Annotated in this window: 10 protein-coding genes; all 10 read right to left on the bottom strand. The window is 51.5% G+C overall.

The features are described 5' to 3' along the window. Positions 1-15: 15 nt before the first annotated feature. Positions 16-843: a carbohydrate ABC transporter permease gene (locus MKZ24_RS13850; protein WP_340783809.1), complete on the bottom strand. Its 828-nt coding sequence runs from the start codon at positions 841-843 to the stop codon at positions 16-18. Beyond that, on the bottom strand, positions 843-1724 hold the full coding sequence (locus MKZ24_RS13845; protein ID WP_042238420.1) for a carbohydrate ABC transporter permease: 882 nt from the start codon (positions 1722-1724) through the stop codon (positions 843-845). The genes MKZ24_RS13850 and MKZ24_RS13845 overlap by 1 nt, the downstream gene beginning before the upstream one ends. An 85-nt stretch (positions 1725-1809) precedes the next feature. Continuing rightward, positions 1810-3168, bottom strand: coding sequence for an ABC transporter substrate-binding protein (locus tag MKZ24_RS13840; RefSeq protein WP_231637703.1), 1359 nt, complete (start codon positions 3166-3168; stop codon positions 1810-1812). A gap of 397 nt (positions 3169-3565) precedes the next feature. After that, positions 3566-5194 (bottom strand): response regulator, encoded by a 1629-nt coding sequence (locus MKZ24_RS13835; protein WP_052416653.1) that lies wholly within the window; start codon positions 5192-5194, stop codon positions 3566-3568. Continuing rightward, positions 5148-6860, bottom strand: a complete 1713-nt coding sequence (locus MKZ24_RS13830) for a sensor histidine kinase (RefSeq protein ID WP_197072969.1) — start codon at positions 6858-6860, stop codon at positions 5148-5150. The genes MKZ24_RS13835 and MKZ24_RS13830 overlap by 47 nt, the downstream gene beginning before the upstream one ends. 56 nt (positions 6861-6916) lie before the next feature. Beyond that, positions 6917-8623: an extracellular solute-binding protein gene (locus MKZ24_RS13825; protein ID WP_042238422.1), complete on the bottom strand. Its 1707-nt coding sequence runs from the start codon at positions 8621-8623 to the stop codon at positions 6917-6919. A 93-nt stretch (positions 8624-8716) separates the two neighbouring features. Continuing rightward, positions 8717-9595: a carbohydrate ABC transporter permease gene (locus MKZ24_RS13820; protein WP_042238424.1), complete on the bottom strand. Its 879-nt coding sequence runs from the start codon at positions 9593-9595 to the stop codon at positions 8717-8719. 18 nt (positions 9596-9613) lie between these two features. Further along, entirely contained in the window at positions 9614-10582 is a 969-nt protein-coding gene (locus MKZ24_RS13815; protein WP_081956627.1) for an ABC transporter permease subunit, read from the bottom strand. 782 nt (positions 10583-11364) lie between these two features. Then, positions 11365-15693 carry an endo-1,4-beta-xylanase gene (locus MKZ24_RS13810; protein ID WP_340783796.1) on the bottom strand — a complete coding sequence of 1443 codons (4329 nt, stop codon included), beginning with the start codon at positions 15691-15693 and terminating at the stop codon, positions 11365-11367. Positions 15694-16510: 817 nt separating this feature from the next. Beyond that, a complete protein-coding gene (locus tag MKZ24_RS13805; protein ID WP_340783794.1) occupies positions 16511-18901 on the bottom strand; it encodes a glycoside hydrolase family 95 protein in 2391 nt (796 codons plus the stop codon).

The raw sequence follows: 18901 nt of genomic DNA, 5'->3' as shown, positions 1-18901 counted from the left end.
ACATCGTTCTACCTCTTATTTCAAAGCACCTTCCGTAATCCCCTTGATGATCTGCTTCTGCAGGAACAGATAGATGACCAGCACGGGGATAATCGTCATGATCAGCCCGGCCATCAGCGGGGCATAGTCTACCGAATAGGAGGAGAAGAACGTGTAAGTCGAGAGCGGAAGCGTCTTCTGGTCCGGCGACAGCAGCACGAGGCTGGGCAGAAGATAGTCGTTCCAAATCCAGAGCACATCGAGCACCAGCAGCGTTACGAATACCGGCCTCAGCAAGGGGAGCACAATACTGAAAAAGGTCCGCAGTGTGCTGCTGCCTTCGATAAAGGCCGATTCTTCCAGCTCATAAGGTATCCCTTTGATAAATCCGTGGAAGGTGAAGACGCCAAACGGAACCCCGAAGCCCAAATACATAAACAGCAGCGTCAGCTTGGTATTGAGCAGCCCCATATTCCCGTATAGCATAACCATTGGAATCATGAGTACCTGAAAAGGAAGCGCCATCGAGGCCAGCATGAGGAAGAACAGGATGGAGTTCACCTTCCATTTGTAACGTACGAATAAATACCCGGTCATGGCCGAGAAGATAATAATGACAAATACCGAAATCCCTGTAATGATCAAGGAATTCATGAAGCCCTGCATAAAGTCCATATTCTCAAAGGCGCTTGCATAGTTCTTGAAATCTATCGTTGTCGGTAGGGACAAAGGACTCTCGAAGAATTGCTGGGTGGTCTTGAATGAGTTCATAATAATCAGCAGGAACGGCGTTAAAAAGGCGAACAGCAACAGGTATAATAATCCTGTTTTGAGTCCGGAGAGGATGCGCTGGTTACCATTCATTAAGATTCCACCTCCAGTTTCTTGAGCAGATAGGACTGAGTCAAGGCTATAATCGCTACGACGGCAAACAAGACCACGGCTTCTGCCTGGCCGACACCGTATTGATTGGACAGAAAGGCTTTTTGAACGATATGGTAGGTGGCAAGCTCCGTCGAATTGAACGGCCCGCCTTTGGTCAAGGCAAGGTTGATATCATACGTAAGGAAGGAGCGGGACAGTGAGATGAAGATACAGATGACGATCGCAGGAACCGTAAGTGGCAGAATGATTCTGCGGATTACCGCATACCGCCCTGCTCCGTCGATACTGGCGGCCTCCAGAACATCACCCGGCACGCCTGTGAAGCCGGCAATGTAAATGATCATCAGATATCCGACGAGCTGCCAGGCTGTCGCAATGATCAGTGCCCAGAAGGCGGTCCCTGTGTCTGTAAGCCAGGAGGTCTGGAACAGATCCCAACCGTACTTATTGCCCAGGTAAGGCAACACCTGTGAGAACAAGGTCTGCCATAGATATCCGAGGACGATCCCGCCGACCAGATTGGGGGTGAAGAAGCCGGTGCGCAGCCATTGCTCCCCCTTCCCTCCCCGGGTCAGTGCCAGCGCAATGAAGAAGGCAAACACATTGGCAATCACCACGGTAAAGAATACATACTTAAGCGTGAACCACAATTGGCTGAGGAAGACTTTATCCCGGAACACTTCCAGATAGTTCCCGAAGCCGATTAGGCTGCTGTCCCCTGTACGGACATCCCAATTCGTAAAGGTCAAATATAAGCCGACGATGAACGGTATGATCACAACGGCGGTAAAGGCAAAGATGGAGGGACCTCCGAAGACTAAGAAGGTCCCCGTGTTCTTCAATGATAACTTTTTGTTCATAGTGCTGCCCCCTTTCCTCCATAAAAGATGGGCTGGGGCGCCGCCCCAGTCCCATCCAATCTTTTATCATAAACCAGCGGCCTCTTTATTTCCCCGCATAAGATTTCCAATAATCCTGAACTTCCTGCGCCAGTCCCTGGCGGTCAGTATTTCCTACCAGATACTTCTGCATCGCAGCGCCGGTCTTGGCCCAGTAATCCTGCGGCAAGTAATTAATCACACCGATATTGATGATGTTCCCTTGCTCTACGTATTTGCTGACGGCATTGGACATGATGTTGGTGCTCTGTGCCTTAAGATCCTTATACGGCATGGACAGCCCCATATCGGTAATAATGGCCTTTTGCCCGTCCTCGCTGGTTACCATCCATTCGATGAACGCTTTGGCGGCTTCCTGCTGCTCAGGTGTGGACTTCGAGTCATCTATGGCGAATAGCTTAGGTTCGCTGTAAGCCACTTGAGCGTTGCCGAAGTCTTCAGGGTTATTGCTGATTGGCAACGGAAGGATGCCGAATTCCTCGTCGCGGCCTTCAAGCGGTCCAATGACCGCCCAGCTCCAGTCTCCCATGAAGTAGAAGGCCGCGTCCCCTTTGGCAAAATCCGCGCTGTCCCGGTTATAATCGGATACAAGCGGGTCGCTCTTACGGGCGTTGTACGTCTTCAGCAAGTCGAAGGTATCCATCAGACCGGTAAATTGCGGATTCTCGGTTAGATTGACCTGCCCGTTCTTCAGCTCTTCCACGAATTTACGGTTGTCCTCCACCTTCTGCGATTGTAAGGAATAGGTCAGTCCCAGATAGTGGGCACCCAGCGACCAATCTGCTCCGTGGACCATCACCGGTGCCTTGCCTGCCGCTTCGATTTTCTTAAAGACCGCTTCCAGATCGTCGCGGGTCTTCACGGATGCAGGATCAAAGGTACCGCCAATGCCCTCCTCTACCGCACGTTTGTTGTACAGCAGGCCGTAGCCCTGGGCCGTCCATGGAATACCCAGGAATTGTCCGTCCAGCAACGCTCCATCAATGGCTCCCGGATTTGTCAGCGCTTCATACTTCGCCTTATCCGGCTCCAAGTTCAGAAAATCGTCCTTATATTGAAGTATCGTTCCTGCATCAAGGTTAACAATCGTTGCCGGATTACCGGAAGCCAGCAGGGATTGGAACTTTTCAAGCTGTGCCCCTCCGATCGGCGTAGGAATCAGTTCAATGGTTACCTTCGGATTCAGCTCGTGATACTTCTTAAACATCTCCTCAAACACTGTATTGACTTCTGCAGAGGTATTGAAGAATGTGAGCTTAACGTCTTTGGCGGCTGGCTGTGTCTGTGCTGCGCCTTCTTCCCCTTTGACAGCGCTGGTTCCTGAATTACCCTTGGAGCAACCGGCCAATAGCCCCATAGCCACCGTTAGACCCATAACGCAGCTTGCAAGCTTTCTCAATTTCAAATGAATTCCCCCTTACCAATAATGGTTTGAATGCGCATTCATTTCGGATGCAACTTTATGATAACCGGTTAACATATTTATGTCAATCGGTTATCATATTTAAATTTAATCTATTACAAAGGATTACAAATATGGTGTGGGCTGTTGTTTTTAAAAGAAAAAATCACCCTGCGGGGTGATTGAGGTAAGGACTTATGCGGCGCGTGCAGCTTATAAGACGAAGTGCATTTATCCATCTGCTGTTTACGATTACTTTGTATTTCATTTATTCACATTGTTCTCTAGCTGGCTATGGACAACTTGGGTCGCCAAATTTTGACCCATCCCTCTGCAAGTAGAAACGGCACCCGGTGAATTCAAGTGCTTCAGCTTTTGCCGGCTTCTTTCATCCATACAATCACAGCTTCCCCCGGTAATCCTGGGGCGTCATGCCGAATTGTTCTTTGAACACTTTAATGAAATATTGGCTGTTGGCATAGCCGAGCTGCTCGGAGATTTCATAGATTTTCATATCGGAATTGCGGAGACATGCTACGGCCTGCTCCATCTTCATGTTCAGAATATACTCGCTGATGCTGATTCCGCTGACCTGCTTGAACAGTCTGGAGACATAAGCCGGATGAAGCGAGACGGCGTCCGCTACGAACTGCTGGCTGGCTTCTGCCAGATTGGCGGCAATGCAGCTCTGCATCTCTTTGATAATGCCCAGCCGGTTATTCTGGGTATCCCGTTCCAGCTTGACCTGCAGGGTATCCACCAGCGTTTCGCCCCAGCTGATCAGCTGGGATACGGAGCGGAAGAGTGTTTTATCCAGAAGCTCCCGTCCAACCAGGTCTGACAGCAGGGAATGATTCTTATGGGCAATATAATGAAAAGAGCCCAAGATCATACTGCGGATCTCCTCAATATACTCTTCATTATAGGCCGGCAGATTATTGCTGAGCTCCTTCATCTGCTGCAGTCTTTCTTTGTAGCCTTGCCACTGGCCGGTCTCCAGCAGATGCATCAGCGTCGGAGAAGCATATAAGTCCTTAAGCGGCTGTACCGGCGAGCTCCTCTGCTTATCCGTCAAGGAGATGAAATATCCCTTGTCATTCCCCACCTGCTGTCTCAGCGCCGACTGGGAATCCTCGTACATGGAGCGTATATCCAGCGGAAATCCCCCCGGGTAAGACAGAATGACCGAGATCCCGCCATTCAGATATTCGTTCACACTGCTATGCAGCTGATGGGTGTTATGGGTTAGCTGCTTCAATATTTTGTCCGCGTCCATAGCTTCCTCATCATTGCTCTTCACAAGAAGCACCAGATTCTCGTATGTATCCCGGCAGTGCCACACCTCAAAGCCTGCACCCAGCAGTTCACAAGCGATATTGGTAACCGCATATTCAAAGAGCAGCTGGCTATCCAGCCCGAAGTTCGTGAAATGCTCCTCCAGGCGAATCAGGATCAGGAAGATCCGGTCTTTCTCCTGAAAATTCAATTGATATCCGCTCAGCTTCTCCTTCAGCCGTTGCTCTGGATAAGCTTTGCCCTGAATCAGCTCGGCCAGCAGCTTGTCCCGTAGTGCCGGAAGATGCTCCCGGAAGGCCAGCATCGCCTGCTCATAGGACGCCGTTGTGTCAATCTCCTTCTGAATGATCTTAATCGTGCTCTCCAGTGCAGCACGCAGCTTATGATGATCGAGCGGCTTGACCAGGTACTCCACCACCCCGTATTGAAGGGCTTCCCGGGCATATTCAAACTCGGCATAGCCGGTAAGCAGAATACACTTGACTCTCCGGTGGGTCCACCGCATCTGCTTCACCAGCTCAAGCCCGTTCATTCCGGGCATCGCAATGTCGGTAATGACAATATCAATCGGGTATTGCAGAGCGATCTGCATGGCTTGGGCGCCTGAGTAGGCTTTGTATACTTTTTCAATCCCGAAATCCTGCCATGGAAAAGCAAGCTCCAGGTCATCTACGACATATTGTTCATCATCTACCAGCAGAATTTGCAGAATGCGCTTCTCCCTCCTTATCAATCCGTATCCGGTAACTGGTGCCTTCGGACAGCGCAGAGTCCACGGATAACCCGGAGTCCTTGCCAAAATATAAGCGCAGCCGCTGATTCACGTTCCTCAGTCCGGTTCCCAGCATTTTATTGTTCATTAGATTGTCGTCGATATGGCGGCGGACTGTGCCGAGCCTGTCCTCGCTCATGCCGATTCCGTTATCCTTCACGGTAATCAGAAGATACGAATCCACTTCTTCCGCAGTAATCGAGATAATTCCGGGACTTAAATTCGGTTCAATTCCATGCTTAATACAATTCTCAACAAGCGGCTGCAGAATCATCCGGGGCAGACGGTATTTCCCCGCCTCTGCCGTGACACTGAACTCAAAGGCAATCTCTTTTTTGCGCAGATGGACCATATGAAGGTAATGCTCTACAAATTCCAGCTCATCCTGAAGGGTTGAGTCCAGCTGTTCAATCTTGTGAATATACCGGCAGTACGAGGCCAGATGAAGCGTCATCGCAGTAACCGCCTGATGGTCTTCAATGCTGGCTTTGCTCTGTATGAAATTCAGGCAGTTATAGAGAAAATGCGGGTTGATCTGCGCCTGATACTGCTTCAGCTTCGCTTCCTTGACTTCAATCTCCCCTACCAAGACCTGCTCTATCAGAATTTGGGTATTCTCCGCCATCCGGTTGAAGGAATTGCCCAGCACCCTGAACTCATTGACCTGCAGATCAACGGCGCGGCTGGAGAAGTCGCCCCTGTCGAATCTGTCAATGGCCTTGCGCAGCGTAATCACGGGCTTCTGCACCTGCCTGCGAAGCAGGAGCGTGTAGAACATAATACCCACAAGCACAATCAGCACCGCATAGAGGAACAGCCTGTTGTTGCGGTTGATCGGCTCAATATACTGTCGTTTGGGATAGGCGTCAATGAAATATAGATCCAGCATGTCCGACTTCATGTAATTGATCAAGTACTCTGCATGATGCTCATCCGCTGAAATCGTGCCGCTATTCCCGGTGATCCGGGGGATCATAGACTGCAGTAACTCCTCGGGAAACACTGCACCGGTCTGAATGAACGCCTGCTGAGAGGCATCATATAGGATCGGCATCCCCGACACATATTGCTCCATCATTTTCACAAGATTATCCAGAGAAATCCGCACTTCAATTAACAGCGAGCTGATATGACTGCGCATGATATTGGAGTAATACCCCTTACCCTCCTTATCCATATGCAGAGTCCAGCGGTTGTAGGTTTGCTCCGGAGGGGCAAAGGAGCTGAAGGAGAACGACGAGTCCGAGGATACCGTCTCCTTCTCATCTTCATAATACAGGATAACCGTGTTCTTCCAGGTGGTGGAAGCCGTGTTCAAAGCCAGCTTATCAATGATGGTCAGCTTCATCTCATATTTGGAATACTGATCCCCGAACTTCAGAATATACGGATAACCCCGCACGGACTGATCCTGCGACAACGTAATTGTGTTGGCCAGCACCTGTTCAAACTGCGTGGATAGCTGGGAGGTCATGAATTCAACCTCATACATTTTATTCTTCCTCAGCTCACTCTGAATGTCCTTAACGTTCAATCTGTATATGATCCAAAAAGCCCCAACGATGATCAGAAGCATCAACATCAGGACAAACGACAGCCACTGAAAGATAGACAGACGATATTTCACCTTGGCTCCTCCGAATGAAAGGACGGCCTTAGGGGCCGCCCTTGTCTCCTGTTTCTTTATTTCTGAATGGATTGATACCATTCATTGACCTCTTTGGTCACTTTATCGCCGCCCGTTGTTGTCCATTTCTCTACAAAGGTATCGAATTCATCCACCGGCGCTTTGTCATAAATAATCTTGTTCAGAATTTCTTTCTCCAGCTTCTCCAGCATATCGCCACGGGACAGCTGGGTTTCAGTAGGCGTACCCGTGAACATCTCCGGCATTACGCTGTCTTTTTGGTCGATGATGATTTTGGCCGCTTTGATCTGTTCAGGAATCCGCTCAGACAGATTCTTCTCATATTGGTTCGACGGCTCTGCACCTTCTGCCAGCTTAGCCAGCGTATTCATCATCAGGTTCGGAATAATGGCTCCGTCGTAGGTTAAGGTATAGCGGATCGCATCCACCCAGCCGCCTGGAATCTTATCGCTGTCCTGCTCTTTTAGAATGGTTCCGTCTGGAGCAATATCATAGTCATAGCCTTTGGCGAAGCCATTGACGAAGGTCGTGCTGTCCGGATTCGCCCAGTTGTCAAACAGATAATTCTGATAGACGAAGAAGGCATCCTTATGCTCCATATCCTTGTTGATGAGAACGGCCCCGGAGGCAATCTTCGTGCCGTGTCTGCCTACCTTGCCATCAGGTCCTGCCGGAAGCGGATAAGCCTTGAACTCGGCATCCGGAACGTTCTTCTGCAGATCCGGGAGCGGCCAGCCGGTCATCCAGTAAGGGCCGACAATAATGCCGGACTTGCCAGCTGTGAAGGCTTCAGTTGCTTTGGCTTCATCATACAGGCCGGATTCGGAGGAGATATATCCTTCCTTCATCCACTTCTGCATCGTCGCCAGCCCTTGCTTCATCTCCGGCTGGACAGAACCGTAAGCGAGCTGGTTATCAGCCGTCTTGTTCCACTGGTTAGGCATGGCGCCGAACATTCCAAAGACCCAGCCGGCTTCAGACATCCAGGTATTCAGGTTATTCTTAAATCCTACAGATAGCCCTGTAGTATCCTTCTTTCCGTTGCCGTCCGGATCTTGATTCGTGAAGGCATCCAGCACAGTCTCCAGCTCCGCGAGGGTAGACGGCGCCTTGAGATTCAGCTTCTTCAGCCAATCCTCTCTGATATACATAACAGGATCATTATTATAGGCATTCTCCAGAATCGGAATCCCCATACGTTTACCGTCTCTCATGTACGGATTCCATACGCTTGGCTCCTCTGCCATCGCTTGTTTGTAGATATCGGAGGCATATTTGTCGAATAATTCGCCGGCATCCGTGAACTGGCCGCTGTCAATCAGATCGGATATAAGCGATGGACTACCCCGGAAAGAGATAATGTCCGGCATTTTCTCCCCAGATGTAAGCATCAGACGCAGCTTGGTTTCATAGGCGTTATTCTGGTCACTGACGGTCCAGAGATACTTGATGTCGATTCCCATTGTATCCTTTGCCCATTTGGTGTGCACGTTATTTTCAATATTTTCGCCATTTTTGAATTTCAGGCTGCTCGCAATGGGAAATACAGTCGTGATGGTCACGGGCGTTGTATATTTACCATTCTCAAAGGGAGCTGAATACATGGAGTCTTCACTAGCTGCCGGCTCGTTGTCTCCTTCTGCCTTCTCCTTATTGGTGTTGCCGCCGCATCCCGCTAGCAGACTCGCGAGCATGGCTGTAGATAACACCGCCATAGCAGAGAATTTCATTTTCTTTATCATTAATCTTGCACCCCTTTAATCAAATTTTAGCAAAAGTTATGGATGAGTACATCTTTTTTAGCGTTTGCATCACCCCCTTTATAGGAAAGGCAGCTATTCCTTAACCGCCCCGAGGACAATTCCTTTCACAAAAAAACGCTGCAGGAATGGGTAGACGATGAGGATCGGTGCCATTCCGATGAAGATTTGGGCTGCTTTGACTGTTCTTTGCGAGATATTCTCAAGATCCTCCGGACGTACCGTCACCTTACTGAAGTCCTGCTGGACAATGACCGTCTGCAGGAAGGTGGCCAGCGGATAGTTCCGGTGATTGGTCATATAGAGCAAACCGTCGAACCAGGAATTCCAATGCCCCACAATCGTAAACAGGGATAAGGTCGCAATCGCCGGCATGGAGACCGGGAGATACACGCTGAACAATGTTCTGAAATGACCGGCTCCGTCAATAAAGGCTGCTTCCTCCATCTCTTTGGGGACCGCTCTGAAGAAGTTAAGCAGCAGGATGATGTTCCATACCGAGACGGCTCCGGGCAGAATCAGCACCCATAACGTATTCATCAAATGCAGCTTCTGAATCAGAATGTACATCGGAACCAGACCGCCGCTGAACAGCATGGTGAACACCAGCAGCCAGATATACAGATTCCGGCGTCTGAACCGGGCATTCTCTTTGGATAGCGCATAGGCGGCCAGAATAACTACTCCCATGCTGAACGCGGTTCCCAGCACCGTCCGCTGCAGCGTCACCCAGATGGAACGGGTGAAATTCTCATTGGCTATGGTCTTCGTGTAGGCATCCACGGTGAAATCTATCGGCCACAGACCTACCAGATTGGCATTGGCTGCCGCCTTTCCGCTGAAGGATACAGCAAGGACATGAATGAGCGGAATAACACACAAGACCGAAATCGCAATCATCAGGATATAGTTGAACACGGTGAAGATACGGTATGGTTTTGTCTTATGATACATGCCACGTTGGCCTCCATTCTAGAAAATACGGTAGTTAGCAAATTTATACGAAATGCGGTAAGCTGACACGATCAGGACAAAGCTGACAACCGATTTGAACAGTCCGACCGCTGTGGAGAAGCTGAACTTACCGTCGACAATTCCCAGTCTGTAGACAAACGTATCAATGATATCGCCTTTGTCAAACACAAGCGCATTATACAGGTTGAAGATCTGATCAAACCCTCCGTTGAGAACGTTTCCAAGTGCGAGCGTTCCAACAACGATCGTGATCGGCAGCATGGCCGGCATCGTAATCGCACGCGTCTGCTGCCAACGCCCCGCTCCGTCCACTTCAGCGGCTTCATACAGAGCCGGATTGATTCCGGCCAAGGAGGCCAGGAATACGATGGTATTGAAGCCGAACTCTTTCCATACATCACTTACGACAACGACAAATCTGAACCAATTCCCGTCGCCCAGGAAAAATATCGGTTTGATTCCGAAGACACTCACCAGCACCTGATTGATGAGGCCTCCGTCTCTCGCCAGCAGGTCGGACAGGATACCGCCCAGTATGACCCATGATAGAAAGTGAGGCATATAGACTATGGTCTGCACCATTTTCTTAAATGCCATTTTCCTAACTTCATTAAGCAGCAGCGCGAACAGGAACGGAACGATCAGGCCGGCAATCATCTTCAGACCGGCAATAATCAGCGTGTTCCAGATCACCTGAACGTTCTCGGGAATGCTGAACAGATACTCGAAATGCTCCAGCCCCACCCATTTGGAGGCATTGAATCCTAATCCCGGCTTGTAATTCTTGAAGGCAATGGCAAGGCCGGTCATAGGAATATAAGCAAAGATCAGGGTTAAGATCAACGCCGGCATGACCATCAGATCAAGACTAAGGCTTGTTCTCCATTTTGATTTCTTCCGGGGACTCCCCGCACTCACATCCAGTTTCTCGCCTTTCACGCTGGCAGGCGTAACCAAGTTTTTCATGCTTCTGCTCCCCTTTGCTGGTCAACATGTATCTCTTTACTGTGGTTTATAGATTTATCATAACTAGTAGAGACTTTCAGATATATAATAAATCCAGAGCATAGATAACAATTTGATAACCATGATAATTGTGGGTACATGAGGCAGAGCGAGATTACCCTACAGCCATGACACAGCGAATCGGGGCGGCCCTGTGTTTGGAAGAAGTATAAATGCTGGCACTTGGGTGGACGCTCCGGCTCGCTCCGGGTTGCTTCGAGATACTTGGGCTGTTTCGAGCAACTTGAGCCTGGAACAAGAGTTACACTCCCCTCTGGCAGCATTAGTTGGAAAAACGTATCTTAATTTGTCTGAATTGGTGTATTAGAGGAATTTAGTTGGAGATATGTATCTTATTTTCGTGGAAATCTTCTTTTTTGTGCCAATACAGGTATAGTAAGTGCTGTTTTTCCAACTACTGTCTGGCCATGGCCATTCTGCCCGTCAACAAGTGTTGAACATCCAACTATTTCCTGACGCCAACACCGACGCCAACGCGACACCAACTCCAATGCCAACTCCAATGCCAACTCCAATGCCGGTGCAGCCGCCATAAGCTCACGCTGCTCACGCCATCGGTACCCGCATGCCTCAGGTGCTATACTCTACTTCAGGTGTCTCTCTCAGCTTCAGGTGACACCCTCTACTTCAAGTGTCACACTCACCCCATTACAAAGAGCAGCGGCCCCTATCGGGAGACCGCTGCTCTGCTCAAAAGATCCTATAGGCTCGCTGACACTAATCTACGGATTCAAGGCAATTATCCGGTACACCACCACAGCAGCCTGTTCCTTGGTCATCCGGGCCTTTGGCAGGAAGTAGCCGTTCTGCGCGCCTTGAATCACTCCGGCAGTCCGCAGCTTCTCTATTGCGGCCGAAGCCTCCCCGGTCAGCAAGTTTAGATCCTTGAAGCCTTGAACAGCAGCGGAGTCACCCTTCAGCCCGATCTGCTGCAACTGGACAACCCGATACATCATCAGCGCCATTTCCTGACGGCTGAGCGTATCGCTCGGACCGTAGAGCCCGTCTGCTCTCCCTTTGACAATATCCAAAGCTCCGGCAATGCCGATGGCTTTGGCATAAGGGGAATCCATGCTGACATCTTTGAAGCCTGAAGCATCAGCAGCAGTCTGAAGGTCAAAGGCATTGACCAGCAGCTGGGCAAATTCTGCCCGGTTCATCAGCGCACCTGCCTCGTAGGAAGCCTCTGCTCCCAGAGGAAGTATTCCTCTTGCAGCCAGAGCTTCAATGCTCTCGGCGGCCCACTTGCTGCCCTTCTGATCTGTCAGCTTCACTGTAGCGACTGCATATTGGCCCAGTACTTTCGCCTGGAAGGAGACATAGCCTGTGGCCGAATCATATTTACGGTCCTTCACCATCACAAGCTTGCCGTTCTCCAGAACCTGATACACCCCAATCTGATGTGCCCGTTCTCCTGCCTTAAGCTCATAAGGGAGCCTCACGGTGAGGGTAGCAGCGTCAACCTTAGTCGTCTTGACTCCATGGATAGTGAGTGCGAAGTCTAGCACATCGGCTCCATTCAAGCGGTCCTTAACTGCCGCAGGCCATCCGTCCTGCCCCGCACGCTTCACCTGCAGCAGAAGGAAATCTCCGGCCTGTATATCCTGCAATTTCAGCAGTTGCCGGTTCAGGCTTAGGACAGCCCCCAATCCGGTTTCAATCTGAATTTCTGTAATATTCGGCTGTGTGCTCAGGCTCTGCAGCGGAAGCTGGAGCTGCAGCTCTCCGGCTTCTGCAGCCGGCTTGACCGCAATCTTCAGGATGCCGCCTCCGAGCGACTGGAGCACTGCCTGCTGCACAGCCTCAGGCGACAGCTTCACATGAAGGATGCCATCCTTATCCGCTACGGGCTGAACAACAATCAGTCCTTCGGTGAAGGTCTCGGCCGGAGCAGGGGCCCGGGACGTTGGAGCAGAGCCTGAAGATGGGGACGGGGACGTCCCTTCAGGCGGAGCCTCCGGTGCCGCCGTAGGCGACACAAAGCTTAGAATCCCGAAATGGGAGGTATCCCGCCACGTATCCTCTCCCTTATCATTCCATTTGCTTGTACTGCGCTTCCCAGCACCTTGATCATCATTGACCTGGATATCAAGCCCGATAGAGCTGCCCGGTGTTGCCTTGACCGTTCCGAAATCAATTTTGGCTTCTACACGATACCCGGTGTCCGTGTGAACGACCGCGCTGGTTAATCTGCTCACCGAGGCCCCTCCTCCAAAGGAAGCCACATTATTGATATTAATCCGGTATTGACCGTCGTCCCCCTCATAGTACGGAGTTCTGTTGAAATTCTCATCAATGAAGATTTCAACGGAATCCTGGTCCCATGGATACACGGCATCTGCCTTGAGCAAGGCATCCTTCACATCTAAGATCAGATATAGGCTGTCCTCCGTCCACAACGATCTCGCTTCTGCGGTGGTGCTGTAAGGAGCGGCAGACATTTTTACCTGAAAAGGCTTCGCTTTCTCCCATTCCGCATCCATCTGTCCGTCGATCTTCACCTGACCTTTCACCGATTCCGCAGAATTAGGCATCGCGGTGTAACGGATGACCCCGTAATGACTCGTATCCGTATCCTGGGATCTGCTTCTGTCATTCCAGTAAGCGGGTACGGCCTCCGGAACACCGGCATCGCTCACCCGGATATCCAGACCCATCTCCAAGCCTGCGGAGCCGCTGACCGATACGAGCGGAATCTTCGCTTCGATCGTATAGCCACCCCCCTGCCCGGTGCTTACGAAGCTGATCCCTTCTGTCCCGGTGCCTGAACGCTGGAGTGTAATCTTCCGGTCATCCGGCTCATAGGCAGAGGTCTTGCTGTTATTCTCATCCAGGAAGATTTCAACCTTATCTTCTCCGTTCAGACTTGGGTCGGTAACGTCTACCTTCACATATAGGTTCTGCGGGTCCCACAGGGTATGAACCTTGGCAGTTACAGTACTCCCCTGTTCAAGCGGAACCGCCGCTGTCTTGTTCCACAGCGATTTCCCGGCTTCGCCGAACTTTGGCGTGCCTTCCAGAGCCAAAGCTACATTATGCAAGGCCGGGAGCTTGGAAGGATCAACTGCGCCCCAGTAGGCCGGCTTCGCTTTTAACTGCTCGTCGAATAACATGGCATGGTTATTGTAGCTTTTCTCATCCTGCACTCCCCAGATGGAGACCGAGGAGATGTTGTCCTTATACTTCTTGTAAAGTTCAAACAGATCCTTATACCGTTTCCCTTGCTGCGCAGCGATACCGGCCGGTAGCGGCGAGTCAGGGCTTATGCCTGTATCCACATCCAGCTCGGTGATCTGAATATCCAGTCCCAGCTGCGAATACATTTGAATGGTTTTTTCTATCTCCTGAGTGCTCGGGGAGTACAAACCATGATGTGACTGGAGGCCCACACCGTCAATCAGATTCTTCGCCTTAAGCCGCTTCAGCAACTGATAGATATGCTCACGCTTTTCCGGTACCTCGGTGTAATAGTCGTTATAATAGAGCTTCGCTTCCGGATCGGCCGCCCGGGCAAATTCAAAGGCCTTCTCGATATAGTCCGGACCAATCAGGTTATACCAAGTTGTCAGTCTCATTCCATTGGGACCGCCGCCATTGTCGGCAATCGCTTCGTTCACTACATCCCAAGCATAGATCTTGCCTTTATAGCGCTGCATGACGGTCTCAATATAGCTCTGCAGACGCTCCAGCAACAGCTCTCTGCTTGCCGGCTTCCCGGCATCGGTGAACATCCATTCTGCGGCATCAGTGTGCCATAGCAGCGCGTGTCCCCGGAGCCCCATTCCGTTCGCTTGGGCAAAATTCACATATTTATCAGCCCCGTCAAAGACATAGGTACCCTCTTCAGGCGCAATAAATTTAGGCTTCATTTCATAGGTTGCCGTGATACTGTTGAAGTGCTTCTTCAGCAGCTCCCCGTAGATCCCTTCCATTTGCCAGGAATACGCAGCGGCTCCGATCGCGAAGTCGTCAGCGAAGACCTCTTTTAACCCGGGAATATCCTGTTCAATACTCATCTCCGGGGCAGGCTCAATCAATACATCATCGACATAGAAGGATAAGGTATCTACGGTATCCTCCGTAATGTAGGGAGTCTCCACGAAAAGGTTCATTTCAGACGGCTGGTCGCTGTACTGGAATTTGCCCTTGAGCAGATGCCATTGCTCCCATTGATCCGCCTTAATACTAACCTTATCAATCGCATTCCAGCTCTCGGAGCCGGCTTTCTTATACACGGTCATCTGCAGGCTTTGGTCTACCTCCGGCTTCTCCTTAAGGCGCACAGCCATAGAGATCTGGTAGCTTTTGCCCGGCCGCAGATGCTCCTTCACACTCAGGCTTGGGCCATAAAAGCTGCGCTGTCTCTCCTCTACCAGCATACTGTGAGTCCCGGTGTTAGCGGCTTCCTGGCTCACCGTAAGCGATTCCGGTCCAATCCGGTTCTTCCAGCCCTGCAGCGTCCCATCTTCAAAGTCCGTGCGTAGCCCTTCCTCCCCGTCCGGAATGTCAACCGCTGCGGCAGAGATCTTGACATCGTCCACGTAGAATGCGTTTCCTGCTGCGGCTTCTGCATAAATCTCCGTGAAGCCTACATTACTACCTGTAATAAAAGCACCTTCAAGATAAGTCCATTCCTCCGACCACTTCGCTCCGTTAAATTCCGCTACTGGCTTCCAGTCCTCGGTTTCACCGATTTTGGTATGCACCGTAAATTTGACCGGCGCCGGAGATTTCACCCAAGCTCCCACGGTGTAGGCTGTATTCGGAGCCATGTGATCCGTCAGAACCTGATTGGGCCCTTCCCAATCCTTGGTACGTCCATCCACATACAGGCTGTAGGCGCCCCCATGATAGACCGCCTTCGTTACTGTAAGCTGTTCGTCGCCTTTCTTGGTCCAGCCCTGTACGGTGCCGTCCTCATAATCAGAAGCAAGAATAACGGCCGGGCCTCCCTCAGCCGCAGCATGGACCGGAGTCCGCATGGGCAGCACTGAAGCAGCGAAGACCATCAGCGCAAGAGCCCCTATCATGATTTGTTTACGACCAAACATTCGTATCCTCCTTCGGTTCATCCCTATCCAGCGGATTCCTGATTGAATTATAGCCGTTTGGAAAACGTTTACAAATAACAATATGGATGGATAGATAACAAAATGATGAGCGGAGAGAGGAAATTAACCTGCGAGGGGGAAAAGCGGGCGACGGGGAGACCTGTTCTGCATTATAAGTGTGTTTTGTAGAACGAAAACCGGCCCGGCCCACGCACTCCAGCACATTGCGATTGTATTCGGTTTTTCGCATACATTTGGTCTGGTTACCCTCACAGCAGCTCATTGTATTCGGTTTTTCTGTGAAAATACGTCTGGCACTGCGATAAACGCACGGCCTACGCGGCGCACCCAGTCCAATTGTGTTCGGTTTTTCGATTACATTTGGCCTACGCGGTGCACCCAGTCCAATTGTGTTCGGTTTTTCGATTACATTTGGCCTACGCGGCGCACCCAGTCCAATTGTATTCGGTTTTTCGCGTACATTCGGCCCACTTGCCTACATGCTGCCCGTTGTATTCGGTTTTTCGCGTACATTCGGCCCACTTGCCTACACGCTGCCCACTGTATTCGGTTTTTCGCATACATTCGGCCCACTTGCCTGCATGCCTGCACATTGTATTCGGTTTTTCGCGTACATTCGGCCCACTTGCCTGCATGCCTGCACATTGTATTCGGTTTTTCGCGTACATCCTGGGCTCCTCGTTTATCGTTTGGCCTGTCTGGTGGAATCCGGGCAGTGTCCGCTACAACACAAAAGCAGCACACTCCATCCACCTGAAGTGTACTGCAATCTGTATGGACTATTATTTACTCTGCCTTATTTACTCTGCATTATTTGCTCGCCATACTGTACGACTATACGGTCCCCCGGCTGTGTCTGTAGACTAATCAGCCCGTCCGGAGAAAGCTCCAGGCGCTGTTGGTGTTCCCCGCTCATAACCTTCACAGGGCGTTCTGCCAGAATAGAGCATATTCCCCCGTGATGAGACGTAATTTCAACTTGCCCTAGGGCTCCCGCAGTCCAGGTCAGGCTTACTTCAAAGCCGCCGCGTGCCCGCAGTCCCTTCACCCTTCCCTCACCCCAGCTTGCCGGCAAGGCGGGCAGGAACTCCAGATACCCCTGGTGCGATTGCAGCAGCATCTCGGCAATCCCTGCCGTAGCTGCAAAGTTCCCGTCAATCTGGAACGGCGGGTGGGCGTCGAACAGGTTCGGATAGACACCGCCGCGTTCATTGTTAATGGCCTCCGGCTTGACCAGTGTTAACAGATTGGAGATCAGCTGCTTGGCCCGGTCACCCTGTTTGAATCTGGCCCACAGTCCGATTTTCCAGCCCAGACTCCAGCCTGTTCCTCCGTCCCCGCGATTCTCAAGTGAGGTTCTGGCCGCTTCATACAGTCCGGGAACCAGCTTCTCTGTAATCGATCTTCCGGGATAGACCCCGACCAGATGGGAGACATGGCGGTGATGCACATCCTCGCCCTGCAGATCAACCGACCACTCCTGAAGCTGGCCTTGCGCACCGATCTGCAGCGGCAGCAGCCGCGCCTTGGCAGCTTGCAGAGTCTGAATGAATTCTCCATCAAGCTGGAGCAATTCCGCAGCCTGGATACAGTTTGTGAACAGCTCCGCAATCAGCGTCAAATCCATCGTCGCCGCTTCACTGACCGCGTACCGCTTGTCCCCGTCTACGATTTTGTGTTCAGGGGAAGTGGATGGGGAAGTAATGAGATACCCGTCCTTGTTCTCAATCAGCCAGTCCAGGCAGAACATAGCCGATTCCTTCATCACAGGGTATGCGCTCTCCCGGAGATAGGACAGATCACCGCTGAATGCGTAGTGCTCCCACAAATGCTGGGTTAGCCATACTCCGCCCATCGCCCAGGATGCCCATACCGGATCGCCATCGCCGAAGCCTCCAACGGGAGCCGTCTGCGCCCAGAGATCCGCATTATGATGGGCTACCCAGCCGCGGGCGCCATAGTTCGTGCGGGCGGTCTCCCTGCCGTTGACTGCCAGCCTCCGGGTATAGTCAATCAGAGGCTGATGCAGCTCCGCCATATTGCAGACCTCTGCCGGCCAATAATTCATTTCCGCATTGATATTCAGCGTATAGTTGCTGCTCCAGGGCGCCCGGGTATCCTGATTCCAGATGCCCTGCAGATTCGCCGGCTGCGTTCCCGGACGGGAGCTTGCAATCAGCAGGTAGCGGCCATAATGGAACAGGAGCTCTACCAGACCCGGATCATTGCTTCCGTAGGCGGCAATTCTCTGATCCATCGGCATACCCTCCGGGGCCAGGCTCTCTCCAAGGTGCAGCTCTACCCGGTCAAACAGCTCACGGTGGTCGGCAACATGACGGCCCAGCAGCCCGGCATAAGGCTCATCAATAATGCGCTGCACAACTTGCGCAGTGTGCTGCTGCACGTCGTAATCCGCCTTCACTGTGCCGGATTCCGCATCGAAGGAGGTCGCTGCGCTGAAATAGAGAACGGCTTCCGTCGCTCCCGTTACACGGATACCCTCTGCTGTGGCTTCAAGGGTTCCCCCGGTCTGCACAGCGGCCAGGCGGCCGTGGAACTCCAGACTTCGCGGAGACTCCCCGCCATAGCCGACCGGTTCATCCACATCGTAGTAATTCGGTGCCACATATTCCGGGGCATGTCCCATGATCGTGTAATGCTCCCCCTCTGCTTCCGAGCGGAAGCGGAGCGGACTGTCCAGCTTCGCCCGGAAGCTGATCGCATGGTCCTTGCTTGCCGAGAGACGGACAACAATTACCTGATCGGGATGAGAGGCAAAGACCTCACGGCTATACCGGATACCGCCGATCTCATAGGAGACGGTGCCGATACCCGTTGACAGATCCAGATTCCGGCTGTAGTCTCCTTGAATGACCTGTCCATGCTCCATCGTAAGGAGCAGATCCCCGAACGGCAGATACGACTGTACATACGGACCCATCATTTGCTTGCACAGCTCATCTGCTTCTTCATTTTTGCCTTCTGCAATCAGTGCCCTTACTTTAGGGAGAATCTCCTTGGCCCCGGGGTTATTCCAGTCTGTCTTATATCCTGACCACAGGGTATCCTCATTCAGAGCCAGTCGTTCCTTCTCGATACCGCCAAAAATCATCGCTCCCAGTCTTCCGTTCCCGACTGGAAGCGCCTCCACCCAATAAGTGGCAGGCGTATTAAATGAAATATTCAT

It is taken from the genome of Paenibacillus sp. FSL R7-0297 (genome assembly GCF_038009025.1).
Taxonomy (GTDB): domain Bacteria; phylum Bacillota; class Bacilli; order Paenibacillales; family Paenibacillaceae; genus Paenibacillus_AQ.
The sequence above is the reverse complement of the archived record's forward strand: the minus strand, read 5'-3'. Positions and strand labels throughout refer to the sequence as shown.